Consider the following 18,113-nt stretch of genomic DNA (forward strand, 5'->3'; position numbering starts at 1 on the left):
TTATTAACTTTTTGTTAACTAATTATTAATTTTATTGACATAATTCAAGAATTTAGGTTATACTTATGTTGTATTCAAACAAAATTTAAGGAGATTACAATGAAAAAAACATTATTACTTTCAGTAGTAGCGTCAACAATGATCATGGCTGGTGGAGATATCGCTCCAGTTGAGCCAGTGGTAGAGGCACCAGCAGCAGCTGCTGCATGGGAATTCAGTGGAAATGCAGTAGTTTACTACCAAACAGACGATGCAGTACAAGTTTCAGGACTTGGTGCAACTGGTGGTGATCTTTTTGATCAAGATACATCTGCAGCAGACGCTGGTATCCAACTTAGAGCAGCTAACAAAGATGTTGTTGCTGGAATTGGTGCAGGTTTTGCAGTAAACGGACTTTCTACACTTAACCTAGAAAATACTATAGTATCTAATACTCCACAAGGTACTGGTAATGGTGACATCGATGATATGACTGATGGTGGTTGGATTGCTGAAGCTTACTTGACTTACGAGTTTGGTAACACAGGTATCAAAGCGGGTCGTCAAACACTTCCACAATCACTCTCTCCATTTGCATACTCAGAAAACTGGAACGTATTTGCAAATACATTTGATGCGGTAACAGTGGTAAATACTGATATTTCAAACACAACTATCGTTGGTGGATGGATCGCTGGTGCTAACACAAATGCTTGGGGTGCAACAAACAACATAACTGACTTCAATTCATTGAATGATGAAGACGGTGTTTGGATGATTACTGCACAAAACAAGTCTATCGAAAACTTGACATTAACAGGTACTTACTACTTTGGTTCAGATATGGCTGTAACTGCTACTGGTACTGATGATTTAAGTATCCTATGGGGTGATGCTGCATACGATGCAGGTAGCTTCGGTGTTGCTATTCAGGGTGGTCAAGTTGATGCAGGTTCATTTGCTGCTCAAGCTGATGATATGACTGCATTTGGTGCAAAATTAACAGGTACAGTTAGCGGTATCAACCTTATGGGTGCATACTCTACAGTATCAGATGGTGCTATGGGTCAAATTGGTGGTTCAACATCAGCACTCTACACAAACACAGTTATCGATCAACTTGTAGGTAGAGAAATGGATGAAGATAAGTTTGTTGTAGGTGCGAACATGGATGCACTTGGTGGAAACATTGCTGCGGCATATGCAAACGTTTCAGCTGATAAACCAGTTACAAATCTTTCTGCTGACTCTGACGAAATCGATGTTGTTTATGCAACAAACCTTACAGATTCTCTAGGTTTAACTGCAGCTTACGTTTATTATGATGCAGATGATATGGTTGACTCAGTTAACCTTGTACGTATTATTGCAAACTACAACTTCTAAGAATCACTTCTTAAAGTTTTACTTGCTTTAGAGTTCAGGCTTTTGCCTGGCTCTATCCTTTCTTTTTTCTTTCCAAATCCTTTAAATTTTTTCACTCTTATACCTTTATCTTATCTTTTTGCTATAATGCTGAAAAAGTTTAACATACAAACGGATACCAATGAACAGTAAAAAATTACACTTGGTCAGCCTGGGCTGTACCAAAAACCTTGTTGACAGTGAAGTGATGCTTGGCCGCCTTAAAGAGTATGAGATCACCGATAACAACACTGAGGCCGATGTCATTATCGTGAACACCTGCGGCTTCATCGATGCGGCAAAAGAAGAGAGTATCAACACTGTACTCAACCTCCATGACGAACGTAAAGAGAACTCTATCCTGGTGATGAGCGGATGTCTAAGCGAACGGTACAAAGAAGAACTTCAGGCAGATATGCCAGAGATAGACATCTTTACCGGTGTGGGTGACTATGAGAAGATCGATGAGCTCATCGCTTCCAAACAGAGTACCTTCTCTCCGGAAGTCTACCTTGCTACGGAAACCTCTGGAAGGGTCATTACAGGGTCTAACTACCATGCCTACATCAAGATAGCAGAGGGGTGTAACCAGGCATGTTCTTTTTGTGCGATTCCAAGCTTTAAAGGAAAACTGCACTCACGTTCACTCTCGTCCATCATCAAAGAAGTCGAAAATCTTGTTTCTCAAGGGTTTTATGACTTTTCTTTCATCTCACAGGACAGTTCGAGCTACGGACGTGACATGGGACTTAAAGATGGCCTTGTAGACCTCATCAAAGGAGTGGAAGCCATAGAGGGTGTCAAGTCTGCACGTATCTTGTACCTCTACCCTAGTACTACTACCTTTGATCTTATCGATGCCATTGCTGACTCTGAGGTATTTCAAACCTATTATGATATGCCTATCCAGCATATCGATGATGCGATGCTCAAGGTCATGAAACGTGGGTTTGGAGAGAAGAAGACCATAGAGCTGCTCGAATACATGAAAAGCAAACCTAATGCCTTTTTACGTACCTCTGTGATCGCAGGACACCCTGGTGAAAGCGAAGAGAGCTTTCAGCGCCTGTGTGACTTTATGGAAACCTTCGAGTTTGACAGATTTAACACCTTCCACTACTCCAATGAAGAGACTACCGCTGCTTATAACATGGAGCAGGTTGATGAAGAGACGATCGACCAAAGAGCACAGGTGCTTGGAGAGATAGCAGAAAGAAGTACCCTCAAATCGCTTGAAAAGATGGTCGGGCAAACTGTCACTCTTGTCATCGATGGCGAAAGTGATGAACACGAGTACCTGCTTTCAGCAAGACCACTCATCTGGGCAGTAGACATCGATGGAGAGATACTCATTAATGATACTTCTGATCTTCCTGTAGAGTACGGAAAAAGATATGAGGCAAAAGTCACAGAGTTAGTGGGTACCCAACTGCTTGCCACACTCATCAAAGCACTCTAACAAGCCTATGCTCATACCAGATCTCTCACACCTCAAAGGAAAAAAGAATTTATTGGCTTTTTCTGCAGGTGTGGACTCCTCTGCACTTTTCTTTTTACTCTTAGAGAACGATATCAAATTCGATATCGCCATAGTCAATTATGGTACACGTGAAGCAAGTGACAAAGAAGAGGCACATGCAAGAGCCCTTGCTAAAAAACATAAACTCTTCTGCCACAATATTAAAGCACCTGCATTTCACAGCCATTTTGAAAAACAGGCTAGAGACTTTCGCTATGAATTTTTTGAATCTCTCATCAGCATAGAGGGTTACGATACCCTGATCACGGCACATCAGCTTAACGATCAGCTGGAATGGCTGCTTATGCGTCTTAGCAAAGGAGCGGGTTTAAGTGAACTTCTCGGTCTTGAACCTGTCACACAAAAAGCACACTATACACTCATCCGTCCGCTGCTTGCTTACAGTAAAGAAGAGTTGCTCCAGTATCTGAAAAGTAACGGGCATCCCTATTTTGTGGATAAAAGCAACAATGATGAAAGCTATGAACGCAATAAGTTCAGGAAACAGTTTTCCGATGCACTGATAGCTGAATATAAAGAAGGTATCCAACGCAGTATGGATTACTTGAGAAAAGACAAAGAGACACTTGAAAGCGGCTTTGAAACGATCTATAGCAACAAGCTGCTGCATATTGTCAAGCTGCATATCCCAACTGCCAAGGTCAAAGCTGCTGACTTGACACTCAAAAAGCTGGGTTATCTCCTCTCTGCTTCTCAACGTCAAGAGATAGAAAAAGAATCCTCTTTGGTCATAGGCGGAGAGTGGACTGTAGCCATTCAAGATGACTTGCTCTTCATCGCACCCTACCTCAGAATCGATATGCCAAAGAAATTTAAAGAGGTGTGCAGGGTTTTAAAAGTACCAGGTAAGATCAGACCCTACCTTTTCAAAGAGCATATAGACCCTTCAGGGCTTTCTTTCCACAGTTAATTGTCACTCTAACATATCTTTGGTATCGGCCAAAGGGTGTGCTTTCATGTACTCTTGCATTTTTTTCACGGATCCAAGCTTCGTATAGACCTGTGTGGTTGCCATCGTTTCATGCCCGAGCAGTTCACTCACATCTGAGATACGTGCGCCGTTATTGAGCAGATGTGTGGCAAACGAGTGGCGCAGTTGATGCGGCGTCACTTTCAAGCCCTGTGCTTTAAAAAGTTTTGTAAGGATGTAGCGTAACTGCGCAGCGTTCATAGGCGCAGAGCCTTTTTCAAAGAGGTACTTTATAGGAGACATTCTTTTTGTATACAAGCTAATGAGTTCTTGTACACTCTCCAACACAGGCAACTCTCTTACCTTGTTTCCTTTACCATGGATCTGTATCCATCCCCCTTTGATATCCTCAAGTTTGAGATGACTCAGTTCAGAGATCCGCAACCCCAATCCATACAGCATAAAAATAAGCAATTTCTCTTCTACATTGGCATGGTTCAGTACCTCTTCAATATATCTCTCTTCTATGGGCTTAGGAAGGCTTTGAGGTACCTTTATAGACTCATCTCCGATAAGTTTGATACGCAGTTGACACTGCTCTTCCAAATATTTTGAAAAAGAGTGTACAGCAGAGAGCTTTTTTACGATAGTTTTTTTATGGTTTCTAACGATTTGAAGACGAAAAGGGGTAAGATCCAAGACGATGAAGCCATCTTCTTCATAGACATGGCTCTTTTCAAGCATTTGCCTCAAAACTATCTCATATGTTACTATGGAAGTTTCAGAATAACCTCTTACATCCAATAGATAATTCAAAAACTCCTCGGATGCCTCTTGAAGTTTAGATTTCATCTTTTAGTGCACCGTATGTGCCAACATTTTGTTTCTAAGAAATGTTCTGGCTTCATCGAACTCCATGCCTTCAAGAGAGATATTTTCCAAATAAAAATTGATCGTGCTGAAAGGTTTGGGAATCACAAATTTATCCCAACTGCCAAGTTGCCAGTATGACTCGGGGATATAGTTCACTATCAATACAGGTGCCTTGGCTTTATGTGCCAATGCGATAGCCCCATCTCCAATAGTATGTCTTGGCCCTCTAGGACCATCAGGTGTGACCAGGAGGTCATCCCCTTTTTTCAATGCTCTGAATGCTTCTAAGAGCACTTGTGCAGCTCCACGACTGCTTGAACCTCTTAAAGGCGATATAGAGAAGTACATTAGCATCCTTGCGATCATCTCACCATCAAAATGCCTGGAGATGATCCCGGAAGCCAACTGTCTTTTGTGAAAATACCGATAGGCTTGCGGAGACATGAGAAGTTCACCATGCCAACAGACAACGATAGACTGTTCCTGGCTTATCTCCTCTGCAATATGAAAGTTTTTCTTTGAAGTGTGCCAGAAGAAACGCATCAGTAGATAGCCCAGTGGGGGGACTATGACTTGAGCAATGCTTCGTGATAGTGTTTTAAACATTGGGTATCCTAAACAAGTACTCCATCAAGAGCACCCCGAGAGGTTTTAGTCACTTTGACATCTACTATTTTACCTAAAAGCTCTTCACTTCCCTGAACAAAGAAGAGTTTACCATCATCTGAACGTCCAGAAACCCTTCCGTTAGGTTTGAGTTCATCAAAATAGACTTTATGCACTGTACCTAACTGGGCATCCATGATCTCATCCAGGATTTCTGTATGTCTTGCCTGAAGACGGGTTAATCTCTCTCCTGCTACAGCGCTGTCGATTTGATTGTCAAACTCTGCTGCTTCTGTATGCGGACGAGGAGAGTACTTAAATGAGAACATCTGCTCAAAACGTACTTTTTCCAGTACATCCATCGTATCTTCAAAGTCTGCATCACTTTCACCCGGAAATCCAACGATAATATCTGTAGAGATAGTTGCTTCAGGACACAGTGTACGTATCTTTTCACAGCGGTTCAGGAAGTTCTCTTTGGTATAGCCTCTTTTCATATCTTTCAGCAGTGAAGTGGATCCGCTTTGCAAAGGTACATGTATCTGTTTACATATCTTAGGATTAGAGACGAACTCTTGGATGAACGCATCATCCATATGTAAAGGGTGTGGAGAGGTAAATCGTATACGTTCCAAACCTTCTATCTTAGAGATCTTTTGCAACAACTGTGTAAAGTCACAACGCTCTTCAGAGGATCCAAATCGTCTTCCGTAATTGTTGACATTCTGTCCAAGAAGCATCACTTCCTTTGCCCCGGTAGCGACTGCCTTTTTGATCTCCTGTACAATAAGGTCAGAAGGGATAGATATCTCATCTCCACGTGTTGCCGGTACGATACAGAAGGTACAGGACTTATCGCATCCTATGGAGATATTGACCATGGCTTTAAACGGATTGCTTCTGTATTCACCAAAGGCATAGGTACTTTCATCAAAGTCTGTACTGACCTCTACTGCATGTTTTTTATTGACCACTTCAGTGATCTTCGATACATTTCTTGCGCCCAGTACAAAATCCACCGAAGGTGCGCGTTTAATGATCTCATCTCCTAAATGGGATGCGGTACATCCTGTCACACCTATCTTGGCGGAAGATTTTTTATGCTTGTTAAAGACACCGATCTCTGAAAAAAGTTTTGCTACAGGCTTTTCTCTTACAGAACAGGTATTTATAATGATAAGATCAGCATCTTTTAGATTTTCAGTGATTTCGTAGGATTCTTTTTGGTTCAGTTCTGCGATCATATGTTCACTGTCACGAACATTCATCGCACAACCAAGTGTTTCTATAAATAATTTTTTACTCAAATGTTATCTCTTCTTTAATGGGGTAGTTTTTTGAACTTTAGTTCAAAAAACTATGCTGGCGCCAAGCCTGCTTTAGAAGCAGTCTTATGCGATAATATGTACTTCGTAGATATATTCATTTTCATCAAGTCCGTACTTGACTTCTCTCATATATACAGAGAAACCTTTTTCTTCAAAATATTCGATCAACTCTTTCAGCTCTTTATGCGAGTTATCTTTATCAAAATAAAATATAGATTTATTCGCTAGCTCGTCTTCTAATTTTTGTAAATCGATCGTCTTTGGTTTCGCTTTAAGTGTTGTTCTAGCAAGTTTTAATTTCATCTATGTTTACCTTTTAATTATATTATTTATTCTTCCGCTTTATGTAAGAATTATACTTTATTTTCTGTAAAGCTTTGGTTAGCTATAATATTCCACTTCAAAAACAACACCCCCCAAGACGTTATTAACACTGTTATGTTACCTCTTGTAGCGGTATATTGTATTGATTATTAAAACATTTATGAAATTAGGAAATAATTATGGAAAAAATATTAGACATCATAGAAGCCATTGCACATGAAAAAAATATCTCTAAAGAGCATGCATTAGATGCTTTCAAAGAGGCTTTGATCAACACGGCTAAGAAACTAACAAGCTTTACAAGTACCTTTGAAGTTACTATAAACAATGATACAAAAACCTACTCTGTCTATAAAGTCATTACTGTTGTAGCTGATGATGATGAACAACTTTTTGTAGAGGTCGGAAAAGATGACAACAAACAAAAAATTGAATCAGATAGCTTTATTTCTCTTTCCGAAGCAAAAGAGTTTGATGATTCTTTAGAATTGGGAGATCAACTTAAAGAAGAGTTTATTCTCGAAGAACATGGACGTACAGCCTCAGCAAACCTTTTTAGAGAGCTTGAATACCATGTGCAAAGACGTATCGAACAAGATCTCTTTGAAAAATATAGAGAAAAAGTAGGTACGGTGATGCTAGGTACAGTGAACCGTGTTGATGCAGAGGAGAACACTCATGTTGAGATCGGTGAACTTAAAGGGATTCTTACACAGAGAAACCGTATCAAAGGTGAGAAGTTTAAACGTGGAGACTCTATCCGTGCACTTCTAAGATATGTAAGTGTTGACCCTGAGTATGGTCTTTTCCTAGAACTCACAAGAACTTCACCTAAGTTCCTTGAAGCCCTTATGGCAAGTGAAGTACCGGAAATTGATGATGGCGTAGTAGAGATCGTAGCTGCAGCAAGAATCCCGGGAGAAAGAGCAAAAATAGCACTGAAGACAGAGCAGATGAATGTGGATCCTATCGGTGCAGCTGTGGGTGTTAAAGGTGTACGTATCAATGCAGTAAGTGAAGAACTTAATGGTGAAAATATCGACTGTATTGAATTTTCACCTATCCCTGAAGTTTTCGTTACACGTGCATTAAGTCCTGCCATTTCTCAGAGTATCAAAGTAGATGCTGATGAGAAAAAAGCTGTTGTCAACATTACAGGTGATCAAAAAGCAAAAGCGATCGGTAAATCTGGAATTAATATCCGCCTAGCCTCTATGCTTACAGGATATACCATAGAATTAAACGAAATTGAAGGGGTAACAGAAAGACAAGTAGATAGTTCAGAAACTACTGAAGCAGCAAAAACGACTGATACCTCAGCACTAGAGGATCTCTTTAAATAAAACGATGAACTAAAAGCGAGTCATCCTCGGACTTGCACCCCAAGGGCATTTCCTCCGGGCACCCGAGGATCCATAGCTATTGAGAATATTAAATTGATAGATTCCCGTGTCAGGTACGAGAATGATGAAAGAAAACTAAGCTAGGATCATCTCGGAAAAACTCTCTGCATCCAAAGAAGCAGATCCTACTAAAACACCATCCACACCGCGAATAGCAGTGATCTCTTTAATGTTTGTTGTCTTAACACTGCCTCCATAGAGTAGTGGCTTTTGTACGGTTTGTTTTAATGCTTGATGCGTAGTTGCTATCTCTTCAACCGTAGCAGATCTTCCTGTTCCTATAGCCCAGATGGGTTCGTAGGCAACGATAAGATTTTTATAGCTGATATCAATACCGTCAAACTGTGCGAGCAGATACTCCATTACAGCTTCGTCACCCTTTTCTCTTATCTCAAGCGGTTCGCCGATACAGTAGAGTATTTCATACCCCTGTTCTTTAAAAAATGCAAATTTTTGTGCTACTTTTTCTTGAGACTCACCTAAATGTTCTCGTCTTTCACTGTGTCCGATGAGTATGGTTTTAATGTCAAATTCTTCAAGTTGCTCTGTGCCTATTTCTCCGGTAAATGCACCGTTTTGTATAGGATAAGCATTTTGTGCACCGATAGTAAAATCACCCTCATACTTGCCTAAAGCTGTTGCAGGAGGAAAGATATAGACTTGGTCTTCAGGTTTTTTTGCAAGCAACTTTTTATGCAATACGTCAATGTATTGTTCTGTTGATGCTCTGGTATGATTCGTTTTAAAGTTTGCTGCAAAAATCATAAAATTCCTTTTTTATTTTTCAATGCGATCAATCGCATGAACCTGCTGTTGACAAGTAACTAAATTATAGTGCAAGTGAGGCACTAAATGCCGAATCGTAAGCAGTCTTAGCGACAGTGTAGTTTTTGGAGCTTTGCTCTAATAGCAGGCTGCAAAAATCAATCAAAATCCTTTTACTGAAGTGCTTCCAGACCCGGCAAAGAATCACCTTCTATCAATTTCAGGCTTGCGCCACCACCTGTACTTACGAAGGTCATCTCATCTGCATCACCGGCACGTTGTGTCACATCGGCAGTGTCTCCACCCCCTACGATCGTCGTTGCATGTGTTTGTGCAATGTTGTTTGACATGGCGAAACTACCTTTTGAATATTTGTCCATCTCATAAACTCCCATAGGACCGTTCCATATGATCGTTTGTGCATCATTGAGTGCTTCACGGAAAAGCCTTGAGGATGCAGGACCTATATCCAGTCCCATCCAACCGACTGGTATCTCTTGTATAGGGAGGAATTTCACTGTCGTCTTCTCTGAAAACTCTGGTGCCACCACGACGTCAACCGGTAAATAGAATTTGACCCCCAGCTCTTTGGCTTTGGTCATAATGCCTTTTGCTTCATCCAACAGATCATCTTCAACCAATGAATCACCTACTTCATACCCTTGTGCCTTAAGAAAAGTAAATGCCATTCCACCACCTATGATGATCTTGTCTACTTTATTAATAAGGTTTGTCAATGCTTGGAGTTTACCGGATACCTTAGAACCACCAACCACTGCAATAAAGGGACGAACAGGGTTTTCAAGTACTTTAGAAAAGAAATTGATCTCTTTGCTCATAAGAAAACCTGCTGCTTTATGGTCGGTGTCAAAGAATTTGGTGATCGCATCGATAGAAGCATGTTTTCTATGACAAGCACCAAATGCATCATTGATGTAAAACTCTGCAAAATTTGCCAGCTGCTCTGAAAATGCCATATCATTTTCCGTTTCACCTGCTTCATAACGAAGATTTTCAAGTAAAAGTACATCACCCTCTTTCAGTGTCGCTGCTTTGGCTTTAGCATCTTCACCCACAACATCTTCTGCCATAAAGATATCATTATCCATTTTGAGTAATGTACGCAGTCTTTTTGCTATAGGTGCCAATGAGTACTTCTCTTCATACTTCCCGGGTTCTGGTCTTTCATAATGGGAAGCAAGAATAAGTTTACAATCTCTGTCTATACAATAACGGATGGTCGCCAAAGCAGAACGTATACGTCTGTCATCTGTAATGTTCCCAAATTCATCTTTAGGTACATTAAAATCACATCTTATAAAAACTCTTTTACCGTCAATATTTAAATCTTTTAATGTTTTCATCTATTCCCTGTCTTACTTTTTACTTACATGTACTGCCATATCTACCAAACGGCGAGAGTATCCCCACTCATTGTCATACCAGGAGAGTACTTTTACCATGTTGTCTCCTATGACCTGGATCGTATCGAGTGGCACGACTGCACTTAACTCTTCGCCCACAAAATCTTGAGAAACACGGTACTCTTCATCCACACCTAAAATACCTTTGTGTGAACCTTCACTGGCCGTTTTAAATGCGGCTTGTATCTCATCAACAGTCACGTTTGTGTTGAGTGTGACAGTCAAATCGACCATAGAGACATCCGGTGTTGGTACTCTTATTGCCTGTCCGTTTATCTTGCCTGTAAGATTTGGCAGCACTTTAGAGATGGCTTTAGCTGCACCTGTTGTCGTAGGTACCAGGTTTGTTGCCCCAGAACGTCCTTTTCTCGGATCTTTTTTATGTTTTGCATCCAGGATAGGCTGTGAAGAGGTATAGGAGTGGATCGTGGTCATCAAACCTTTCTCTATACCAAATGCATCATCCAAAACTTTTGCTACAGGAGCTAGTCCATTGGTCGTACAGCTTGCATTTGAAATGATAGTTTCACCTGCATAATCATCTGCATTGGCTCCAAGTACGAATGTCGCTGTATCATCTTTTGCCGGTGCAGAAAAAAGTACTTTCTTTACACCATTGTCCAAATAAGGCTGTACACTCTCTGCCGTTAAAAATGCACCGGTACATTCCAACACAAGGTCCGCACCGCAAGAGGCAAAATCCAGCTTAGAGAGGTCACGTTCAGCAAAGATCTTTGCTTTAGTCCCGCCGATATTCAGATATCCGTTGGCTACACTGACATCATTATGTCTTCCATGGACAGAGTCATATTTTAGGTTGTATTGGATCATCTCATCTGTACCAGAAGCATTCACTGCAACAAGTTCAATGTCATCTCTATCTGCAATAATACGCGCCACACATCTACCGATTCTTCCAAGTCCGTTAATTGCTACTTTTACAGCCATACTTTACCCTTATGATTATTATGCTAAAATTACGCAATTTTACAGTAAATGAGGTTAGTATTTGGTTAATCATAAAAAGCCTACTATAGCTATCTTTGGAGGGAGTTTTGACCCTCCGCACAAAGGACATCAACTTATCGTTGAAAAAGCTGTAGCAAACTTGCAAATTGACCAACTGTTCGTAGTACCTGCTTATTTGAACCCTTTTAAAACATCTACACTGGCTGATGCCGCTACACGACTTGCATGGTGTCATACACTATTTGATCCTATAGACCGTGTCAAAGTAGATGATTATGAGATCAAAGAAGGCAAAAGTACAGTAACCTCACAAAGTGTAAAACATTTTAACCAGACATACGATGTCAAGTATCTGATCATAGGATCTGACAACTTGTCAACATTGACAAAATGGCATGCATTTGAATGGCTGAATGAAACAGTGACTTGGGTTATAGTAACACGAGACAATCATCATTTAGATACGGATGAACTTAAGAGTTGGGAGCTACTACCTATAGAAGCGCCTGTAAGTTCAACCCAAATAAGAGAAGAAAAAGATTTACAATTTATTGACGAAAAGATCAGAGAATCTGTCAAACATATATTAGAAGGGCAACACCATATGACAATAGACGAAAGAATAGCAAACATCGTAAAAATACTTGACGATAAAAAAGCTGAAGAGATAGAAGTATTTAACCTTGATGATGCAGATTATATCGCAAAACGTGTAGTGATCGCTAACTCACTCAACGGGAAACATACACTTGCACTTTTTGACCATCTTAAAAAAGAGCTCAAAAAACAAGGTGATGAATTTCTTGCATCAGACTCCAGTGATGAATGGTCCGTAGCTGACCTGGGAGATATCCTTATCCATATTATGATACCTGAATACAGACAACGTTATTCACTTGAAACATTTTTAAATGAACTTGTTGAAAATCAGAAAAAGCAAGATACAGATCCTGCATAATCATTAAACATGAGGGGCAAGTTAGCACCTGCATGGATATCCTTTGGTTACAATACTATAAACGACAAGCCATTGTCGTTTACCTAACCTACCTCATGCCCTGAGCCTGTTAACAACTCCAATAACAAAAACAACCCTATAGTCACCAGCGGTGACAAAATAATCCATCCGTAATATTTATCTCTTACAAGATAGAGTATCAATCCACCCCATGAAACAACTGTCAACATCATATGTGCCAGGTATATGGGCATGACCTGTCGTGTTACATTCCCCAAGACTGCCAATGAAATGATAACGCCAAACGTGAGAAGTGCTATAAAAAGTTTTTTAAGATTTTTGTTTCGCGTATACTGAAAAAAGATGATGCCCAGCGTAGCAAAGATCGCTAAAATAATGAATACTTTCATATAAATTTCTCCCTTACCACGTCATCCCCGTGCCTAGCACGGGAATGACGAGTACACAATACTATAACTTATCTACAGTCTCGATCCCGAGTATCTCTAAGCCTTGTTTGATCGTCTTAGCTGTCAGATCGGCCAAGAGTAAACGACTCATCTTTGTTGCTTCTTCTACACCCTCTTTAAGTATAGGGTTCTGCTCATAAAAACGCATAAACAACGTTGCCAGATCATACAGATAGGTAGTGATCTGATTCGGTGAGGCATCGACTGCTGCACGGTTCAGTACATCTTCAAAACGAAGGAGCATCGTAGAAAGTCTATGCTCCAACGCGTCACCGATGATAATATCACCCTCCATAGGACCATCATACTTTCTGAAGATACTTTGGATCCTTGCATAGGCATACTGCATATAGAGTGAAGTATTACCTTCAAAACTCAACATCTTGTCCCAGTTAAAAATGTAGTTCGATTCACGGTTGATCGCAAGATCTGCATACTTGACTGCTCCAATACCTATGATCTTGGCCAATCTTTCCAACTCTTCTTCCGAATAGTGCTCTTTGTCATTGATCGTATCTTTGGCTTTCACAACAGCCTCATCAAGGAGTTCAATCAGCTTGACCGTTCCGCCTTCACGTGTTTTAAATGGTTTTCCATCTTTGCCCATCATCGTACCAAAGGCAATATGTTCAAGCTTCACATCTTCAGGAACAAAACCAGCCTCTTTTGCCACTCTGAACACGTGTTTAAAGTGTTCACCCTGTCTTGCGTCTACCACATAAGAGATACGCTGTGCACCTAATGTCTTTGCTCTATAACGCAATGCTGCAAGGTCGGTCGTGGCATAAAGGTAACCTCCATCACCTTTTTGAACGATCACCGGGACTTCCTCACCTTCTAAAAATACACATTGCGCACCATCGCTCTGCGTTAATAATCCTTTTGCATCCAGATCACTGATCACAGTATGCAGGTCATCATTGTAAAAACTCTCTGCACGAACATCCTCACGTGTCAGATCGACACCCAGTTTTTCATACACCTCTTCACAGTGTCCCAAGGAGATATCTATAAATTTTTGCCAAAGTTCTAAACAATGACTGTCACCGCTCTGTATCTTCACCACATATTCTCTGGCTTTATTTGCAAATCCCTCATCTTCATCAAAACGCCCTTTAGCATCCTTATAGAACTGCTCCAGATCTTTCAAATTTACCGCACCCTCTTCATGTATCTCTTCAAGGTAAGCAATAAGCATTCCAAACTGTGTACCCCAGTCTCCAATGTGGTTTTGGCGTATGACCTCATCTCCAAGATAGATTAAAAGGTTTGCCAATGTATCACCAATGATCGTTGAACGCAAGTGTCCTACGTGCATCTGCTTAGCCATATTCGGACCAGAATAATCTACCACTACCTTGATAGGTGTTTCACGCTCTTCTACCCCAAGCCTACTATCTTTACGTGCTAATTCACATTGTGAAGCAAGCCAAAAAGGATTCAGCCATAAGTTGATAAAACCTGGACCTGCTATCTCTGCTTTTGCCAGTATTCCGGTTAAGTCAAGATTCTCTATAATTTGTGTTGCGATCTCTCTTGGATTTTTACCCAATTTTTTAGACAAGGCCATCGCACCATTAAACTGAAAGTCTCCAAACTCAGGTTTGGTCGCTTCAGTGACACTCATAGGCTCGTGTTCTATGCCCGCTTTTATAAAAGCTTCTTTGATCACGTTATTGATTTGTAATTTTAATTTCATAGGTTTTCCGTCATAGTTAATATGGAATTGTAGTAGAAAATAGCTTCATAGCTATTTGGAGGAATAGTCTCAACACTGAGTCACAAAGTACTCAGTATTAAAATTAAGCGTTTTCGCTTTTTTTCTCTTCGATTTTTGCCTCAGATTCTTCTGTATCATTCTTTGCAATCTCTTTAGGCTCTTCTTCATCTTCTTTAATTGCTTTTTTGAAGTCTTTAATACCTTTTCCCATACCTTTAGCAAGATCTGGAATTTTCTTTGCTCCAAAGAGAAGCACAACAATCGCCAATACGATTAGTAATTCTGGCATACTTGGCATACCCATGTCAATCCTTTATATTTCGCTACATTGAGCATTAATTTGAATAATTATACTGCAATATGTTTAATGTTAGTTATTTGATAACCATTGTCTTATAAATTTTTCTTCATCTTCTGTACTTTGTTTCAATCTTGCAGCCTTGGCCACGATCACAAAACGTTTTGTCGCTTCCTCTACTGTATCATTAATAATCGTAAAGTCATACTCACCGACGGCTTGTATCTCACATTTTGCATTCTCAATGCGTTTCACTATGACGGACTCATCATCTGTAGATCGTGCCCGAAGTCTTGTCTCCAATGCTTTAAGTGTCGGCGGGGTGATAAATGCAGAGGTTGTAATGTCATTCATCTTTGCACGTACAAGTCTGTGGCCCTGTACATCTATGTCAAATATCACAAGTTTCCCCTCTTCCAAAGCTTCTCTTACAGGCTTGAGCGATGTACCATAATAGTTACCGTGCACTTCCGCATACTCAAGAAAATTTCCCGCCTTGATATCTTCTTCAAAACTCTCTTTTGTGACAAAAAAATAATCTTTACCATCTTCTTCTCCTACTCTGGGAGCACGTGTGGTCGTCGATATAGAAAAATAATATTCACCTATCTCATCTGATGCTGCGTTGATAATGGTACTTTTACCCGCACCGCTTGGGCCTGAGAGCACTAAAATAGCACCTTTTTGCATTATTGATCATCCTCTAATTTTATTTTGACTTTTGTCTCTTTGCCTTTTAACAGCTTTTTTATCTTTTTAGGCTTCATTTGACTTAGCGTAGCCAAGATCGCTTCTTCAATACGAGAAAGCTCCTCTTCATTCAATCCAGTCTCTTCTTTTAGCTTCTTCTTTGTTTTACTTTTCTTAGAAAGTGTCTCATCTGCTTCTTCAACATTTACAGTATCATGACTCAACTCTTCGACTATTTCATCTTCTTCTACGATCTCTAATCCATCAGCGATCAGTTGTTCTTTGATCACTTTTACTTTGCGTGCTTCATATTCATCATCGCTCAAAGAGACAGCATCTTCATGCTCTGATATCTCATCATCCATATCTAGCAATGCTTTGATTTTTGCTATTTCATCACTGTCCAGTACTTTTGGGAGGCTCACATTTTCTTCCAGCTCCAGCAGTTCACCTGTCTCTTTCTCTTCTGTAGACATAGGAAAAATATCCGGTAAAATCTCACCCTCTGTCTCTTCATTTTCTGAAGACAATGGAAAAATAGAAATATCTTCTTCTACTGCAATTTTTCCTTCTTTTTCACCAGAATCATTCACAGTGATACTTTTAATAATATTGATAATTTGTGAAGGTAAAAATGGTTTTTTGACAGTCTCATCAAAGCCTCTCATCGCTTCACCAGCGTAAGAAATAAAAACTTTCTTTCTTACTTCTAATACTTCAAGTAAGTCTTGAACATCATTGACATAAGAAGCTTCATCGACAAAAACGATGTCATAGGAAAAATTCTCTACTGTCTCTGCACTCACTACTTCATCCAAACCTATCTGTTCATCTCTTGTACAAAGCCCAAACAATCTTGAGACGACAGGATTGATGTTAATGAGTAAAATTTTCATTGATGGAAACTCCCTAAAGTTATTCAATATCATTATAATATAAATCTGGTTAGGACTTGGTTGTAAAGAGGATCAAATAAAAACCTGAAAAAGAAAGCAAATGATACGCTTCATTTACCAATCTAGCTTTTTCTATCATAGCCTCTGGTTGAAATTCAGGTCTTATTCCGTGAATTTTCATTGTAATTTTTCTCCCCCAAGAATAAATTTATCTATTTATTACTCGCTAATGTTATGACATATATTCATATGATTAGTTGATATCGTCAAATATTTAGATATCTGACACTCACTTTAGTTGACTGAATTATAAGCACTTTTATTCATACGTTAAACGCATATGATTCCTTGTTTCCTACTCATTAACAATAGGAGATCGTGAAGATATATTCTAGACAGTATTCCAATTAATTAAGTCTACAAATACATTGTAAAAATTATATAAACTTATTTAAACAGAATTTTTTTATGATGAGAACTCTCCTAAAAAGCTAAGAAGGGAAAGGTGTAACCCCTCTTAACTATTAAAGCTTAAGCAGTAACAATAACGTTAGTTTTAACAGTGCCTAATACTTCCATAGTAATCCAATCTTTAATATCACAAGTGATAATGTATTCACCCGGCTCAGTTGGTTCAAAAATCACATCATAACGTTCAGCTGAAACAGCATCAAGAGATGTTACTTGAATCGGATTTGGTAAATTACGACCATCTGAAATATGCACAGTACCCGTTAAGCCACCAAAATCAATATGTTGAGGATGGTAACCTGCACAGATATAACGAGCTAACAGTTTCTCACCTACTTGTACCGTAGCTGAAATTGGTGCTGTATTCATAGCTGAAGTACCTGTACCATCAACACCTGTAATAACAAAGTAGTCTGGTTCAAGTCTGTTCAGTCCTACATCTTCACCACAAGTACCAGCATCCCACGCAAGCGTATGCCATCTTGAATCAATCTCATCCACAACCCAAAATGCTTCCACATCATATGTTACTGCAGGATTACCGCCTGTAGCTGATACTAAAGTACCCGGACCTTCTGGCGGGTCAACGATAAGTGCACCATACATACCCATTTCAGCATGTAATACCGTATTGGTATGACAGTGATAAAAATAGGTACCTGGGTGCATTGGACGCCATTGATAAGTGTATGTACCATCAACGTCCCAAGTAATATGACCAACTCCATCAGAGTGATCTGCTGGCTCAATACCATGATGGTGTATGGTGTGTAACCACATACCGCCTTGTACATTTAGTACTGAATGTACAATTGTTCCTGCATTAATACGCATTGGTGGTGAAGGAAAAGTTCCTGCACCCATACCACCACCCATGCCGCCATCACTACCAAAGCCCCACATGTTGATGGTTGTTCCATCATCCATGGTGATTGGAATTTGCATATCAATATTAAGGTTATAAGTCACATCTGCTGTTACGATTCCCGGTGTAGCCGGTGATGCTGGATAGAAATAACATCCACTACCCATTCCGCCGCCGCCACCCATGCCGCCGCCTCCATTCATTCCCATATCATTCTCCT

General features: G+C 39.9%; 19 protein-coding genes. 5 read left to right on the forward strand and 14 right to left on the reverse strand.

The window, feature by feature from the left end:
- Positions 1 to 99 precede the first annotated feature (99 nt).
- The 3 genes from LDM93_RS07685 (at position 100) to tilS (ending at position 3,833) form a co-directional block, all read left to right on the forward strand.
- On the forward strand, positions 100 to 1,365 hold the full coding sequence (locus tag LDM93_RS07685) for a hypothetical protein (RefSeq protein WP_223891765.1): 1,266 nt from the start codon (positions 100 to 102) through the stop codon (positions 1,363 to 1,365).
- A 160-nt stretch (positions 1,366 to 1,525) separates the two neighbouring features.
- The gene (gene rimO, locus LDM93_RS07690; protein WP_223891768.1) at positions 1,526 to 2,842 is read left to right on the forward strand and encodes a 30S ribosomal protein S12 methylthiotransferase RimO; all 1,317 of its coding nucleotides are present in this window, start codon (positions 1,526 to 1,528) and stop codon (positions 2,840 to 2,842) included.
- A gap of 7 nt (positions 2,843 to 2,849) precedes the next feature.
- Complete coding sequence (gene tilS / locus LDM93_RS07695) at positions 2,850 to 3,833, forward strand: tRNA lysidine(34) synthetase TilS (RefSeq protein ID WP_223891769.1); 984 nt, start codon at positions 2,850 to 2,852, stop codon at positions 3,831 to 3,833.
- 3 nt (positions 3,834 to 3,836) lie between these two features.
- Here tilS and LDM93_RS07700 read toward each other — a convergent pair whose 3' ends face one another.
- The 4 genes from LDM93_RS07700 to LDM93_RS07715 all read right to left on the reverse strand — a co-directional run bounded on the left by LDM93_RS07700 (position 3,837) and on the right by LDM93_RS07715 (position 6,943).
- Entirely contained in the window at positions 3,837 to 4,685 is an 849-nt protein-coding gene (locus LDM93_RS07700; RefSeq protein WP_223891770.1) for a tyrosine-type recombinase/integrase, read from the reverse strand.
- A 3-nt stretch (positions 4,686 to 4,688) separates the two neighbouring features.
- On the reverse strand, positions 4,689 to 5,312 hold the full coding sequence (locus LDM93_RS07705; RefSeq protein ID WP_223891771.1) for a lysophospholipid acyltransferase family protein: 624 nt from the start codon (positions 5,310 to 5,312) through the stop codon (positions 4,689 to 4,691).
- Between the two features lie 8 nt (positions 5,313 to 5,320).
- Positions 5,321 to 6,619 (reverse strand): tRNA (N6-isopentenyl adenosine(37)-C2)-methylthiotransferase MiaB, encoded by a 1,299-nt coding sequence (gene miaB / locus LDM93_RS07710; protein ID WP_223891772.1) that lies wholly within the window; start codon positions 6,617 to 6,619, stop codon positions 5,321 to 5,323.
- Between the two features lie 84 nt (positions 6,620 to 6,703).
- The gene (locus LDM93_RS07715) at positions 6,704 to 6,943 is read right to left on the reverse strand and encodes an HP0268 family nuclease (protein ID WP_223891773.1); all 240 of its coding nucleotides are present in this window, start codon (positions 6,941 to 6,943) and stop codon (positions 6,704 to 6,706) included.
- A 200-nt stretch (positions 6,944 to 7,143) separates the two neighbouring features.
- Between LDM93_RS07715 and nusA the strand changes: the two genes are divergently transcribed.
- Positions 7,144 to 8,307, forward strand: coding sequence for a transcription termination factor NusA (nusA, locus tag LDM93_RS07720; protein WP_223891774.1), 1,164 nt, complete (start codon positions 7,144 to 7,146; stop codon positions 8,305 to 8,307).
- Positions 8,308 to 8,442: 135 nt separating this feature from the next.
- Here the strand turns inward: nusA and LDM93_RS07725 are convergent, their stop codons facing one another.
- The 3 genes from LDM93_RS07725 to gap form a co-directional block, all read right to left on the reverse strand.
- Positions 8,443 to 9,132, reverse strand: a complete 690-nt coding sequence (locus LDM93_RS07725; RefSeq protein WP_223891776.1) for a triose-phosphate isomerase — start codon at positions 9,130 to 9,132, stop codon at positions 8,443 to 8,445.
- Positions 9,133 to 9,305: 173 nt separating this feature from the next.
- Complete coding sequence (pgk, locus tag LDM93_RS07730; protein WP_223891778.1) at positions 9,306 to 10,496, reverse strand: phosphoglycerate kinase; 1,191 nt, start codon at positions 10,494 to 10,496, stop codon at positions 9,306 to 9,308.
- 12 nt (positions 10,497 to 10,508) lie between these two features.
- A complete protein-coding gene (gap, locus tag LDM93_RS07735) occupies positions 10,509 to 11,504 on the reverse strand; it encodes a type I glyceraldehyde-3-phosphate dehydrogenase (RefSeq protein ID WP_223891779.1) in 996 nt (331 codons plus the stop codon).
- Between the two features lie 61 nt (positions 11,505 to 11,565).
- On the opposite strand from gap, the gene nadD reads away from it, so the two are divergent.
- Positions 11,566 to 12,483 carry a nicotinate (nicotinamide) nucleotide adenylyltransferase gene (gene nadD, locus LDM93_RS07740; RefSeq protein WP_223891781.1) on the forward strand — a complete coding sequence of 306 codons (918 nt, stop codon included), beginning with the start codon at positions 11,566 to 11,568 and terminating at the stop codon, positions 12,481 to 12,483.
- An 83-nt stretch (positions 12,484 to 12,566) separates the two neighbouring features.
- On the opposite strand, the gene LDM93_RS07745 is transcribed toward nadD, so the two are convergent.
- From LDM93_RS07745 to LDM93_RS07770, 7 genes are all read right to left on the reverse strand, one after another.
- Positions 12,567 to 12,893 carry a hypothetical protein gene (locus LDM93_RS07745; RefSeq protein ID WP_223891782.1) on the reverse strand — a complete coding sequence of 109 codons (327 nt, stop codon included), beginning with the start codon at positions 12,891 to 12,893 and terminating at the stop codon, positions 12,567 to 12,569.
- 61 nt (positions 12,894 to 12,954) lie between these two features.
- Positions 12,955 to 14,652 (reverse strand): arginine--tRNA ligase, encoded by a 1,698-nt coding sequence (gene argS / locus LDM93_RS07750; RefSeq protein WP_223891788.1) that lies wholly within the window; start codon positions 14,650 to 14,652, stop codon positions 12,955 to 12,957.
- Between the two features lie 103 nt (positions 14,653 to 14,755).
- A complete protein-coding gene (locus LDM93_RS07755) occupies positions 14,756 to 14,977 on the reverse strand; it encodes a twin-arginine translocase TatA/TatE family subunit (protein WP_223891789.1) in 222 nt (73 codons plus the stop codon).
- Positions 14,978 to 15,043: 66 nt separating this feature from the next.
- Positions 15,044 to 15,661 carry a guanylate kinase gene (gene gmk / locus LDM93_RS07760; RefSeq protein ID WP_223891790.1) on the reverse strand — a complete coding sequence of 206 codons (618 nt, stop codon included), beginning with the start codon at positions 15,659 to 15,661 and terminating at the stop codon, positions 15,044 to 15,046.
- Entirely contained in the window at positions 15,661 to 16,557 is an 897-nt protein-coding gene (locus tag LDM93_RS07765; RefSeq protein ID WP_223891791.1) for a hypothetical protein, read from the reverse strand. Before LDM93_RS07765 ends, gmk begins: the two co-directional genes overlap by 1 nt.
- A 49-nt stretch (positions 16,558 to 16,606) precedes the next feature.
- On the reverse strand, positions 16,607 to 16,738 hold the full coding sequence (locus LDM93_RS11345) for a hypothetical protein (protein WP_255586211.1): 132 nt from the start codon (positions 16,736 to 16,738) through the stop codon (positions 16,607 to 16,609).
- 350 nt (positions 16,739 to 17,088) lie between these two features.
- Positions 17,089 to 18,102, reverse strand: coding sequence for a multicopper oxidase domain-containing protein (locus tag LDM93_RS07770; protein ID WP_223891794.1), 1,014 nt, complete (start codon positions 18,100 to 18,102; stop codon positions 17,089 to 17,091).
- Positions 18,103 to 18,113: the final 11 nt, after the last annotated feature.

The organism is Sulfurovum sp. TSL6 (assembly GCF_019972115.1).
Taxonomy (GTDB): domain Bacteria; phylum Campylobacterota; class Campylobacteria; order Campylobacterales; family Sulfurovaceae; genus Sulfurovum.

Bases quoted from the DNA above. Each gene is read 5' to 3' on its own strand.
- LDM93_RS07685 (WP_223891765.1), top strand. From the start codon at position 100: ATGAAAAAAACATTATTACTTTCAGTAGTAGCGTCAACAATGATCATG.
- gap (WP_223891779.1), bottom strand. From the start codon at position 11,504: ATGGCTGTAAAAGTAGCAATTAACGGACTTGGAAGAATCGGTAGATGT.
- argS (WP_223891788.1), bottom strand. From the start codon at position 14,652: ATGAAATTAAAATTACAAATCAATAACGTGATCAAAGAAGCTTTTATA.
- tilS (WP_223891769.1), top strand. From the start codon at position 2,850: ATGCTCATACCAGATCTCTCACACCTCAAAGGAAAAAAGAATTTATTG.
- LDM93_RS07705 (WP_223891771.1), bottom strand. From the start codon at position 5,312: ATGTTTAAAACACTATCACGAAGCATTGCTCAAGTCATAGTCCCCCCA.
- LDM93_RS11345 (WP_255586211.1), bottom strand. From the start codon at position 16,738: ATGAAAATTCACGGAATAAGACCTGAATTTCAACCAGAGGCTATGATA.
- LDM93_RS07725 (WP_223891776.1), bottom strand. From the start codon at position 9,132: ATGATTTTTGCAGCAAACTTTAAAACGAATCATACCAGAGCATCAACA.
- nusA (WP_223891774.1), top strand. From the start codon at position 7,144: ATGGAAAAAATATTAGACATCATAGAAGCCATTGCACATGAAAAAAAT.
- LDM93_RS07765 (WP_223891791.1), bottom strand. From the start codon at position 16,557: ATGAAAATTTTACTCATTAACATCAATCCTGTCGTCTCAAGATTGTTT.
- LDM93_RS07755 (WP_223891789.1), bottom strand. From the start codon at position 14,977: ATGGGTATGCCAAGTATGCCAGAATTACTAATCGTATTGGCGATTGTT.
- LDM93_RS07745 (WP_223891782.1), bottom strand. From the start codon at position 12,893: ATGAAAGTATTCATTATTTTAGCGATCTTTGCTACGCTGGGCATCATC.
- rimO (WP_223891768.1), top strand. From the start codon at position 1,526: ATGAACAGTAAAAAATTACACTTGGTCAGCCTGGGCTGTACCAAAAAC.
- LDM93_RS07700 (WP_223891770.1), bottom strand. From the start codon at position 4,685: ATGAAATCTAAACTTCAAGAGGCATCCGAGGAGTTTTTGAATTATCTA.
- LDM93_RS07715 (WP_223891773.1), bottom strand. From the start codon at position 6,943: ATGAAATTAAAACTTGCTAGAACAACACTTAAAGCGAAACCAAAGACG.
- pgk (WP_223891778.1), bottom strand. From the start codon at position 10,496: ATGAAAACATTAAAAGATTTAAATATTGACGGTAAAAGAGTTTTTATA.
- gmk (WP_223891790.1), bottom strand. From the start codon at position 15,661: ATGCAAAAAGGTGCTATTTTAGTGCTCTCAGGCCCAAGCGGTGCGGGT.
- LDM93_RS07770 (WP_223891794.1), bottom strand. From the start codon at position 18,102: ATGGGAATGAATGGAGGCGGCGGCATGGGTGGCGGCGGCGGAATGGGT.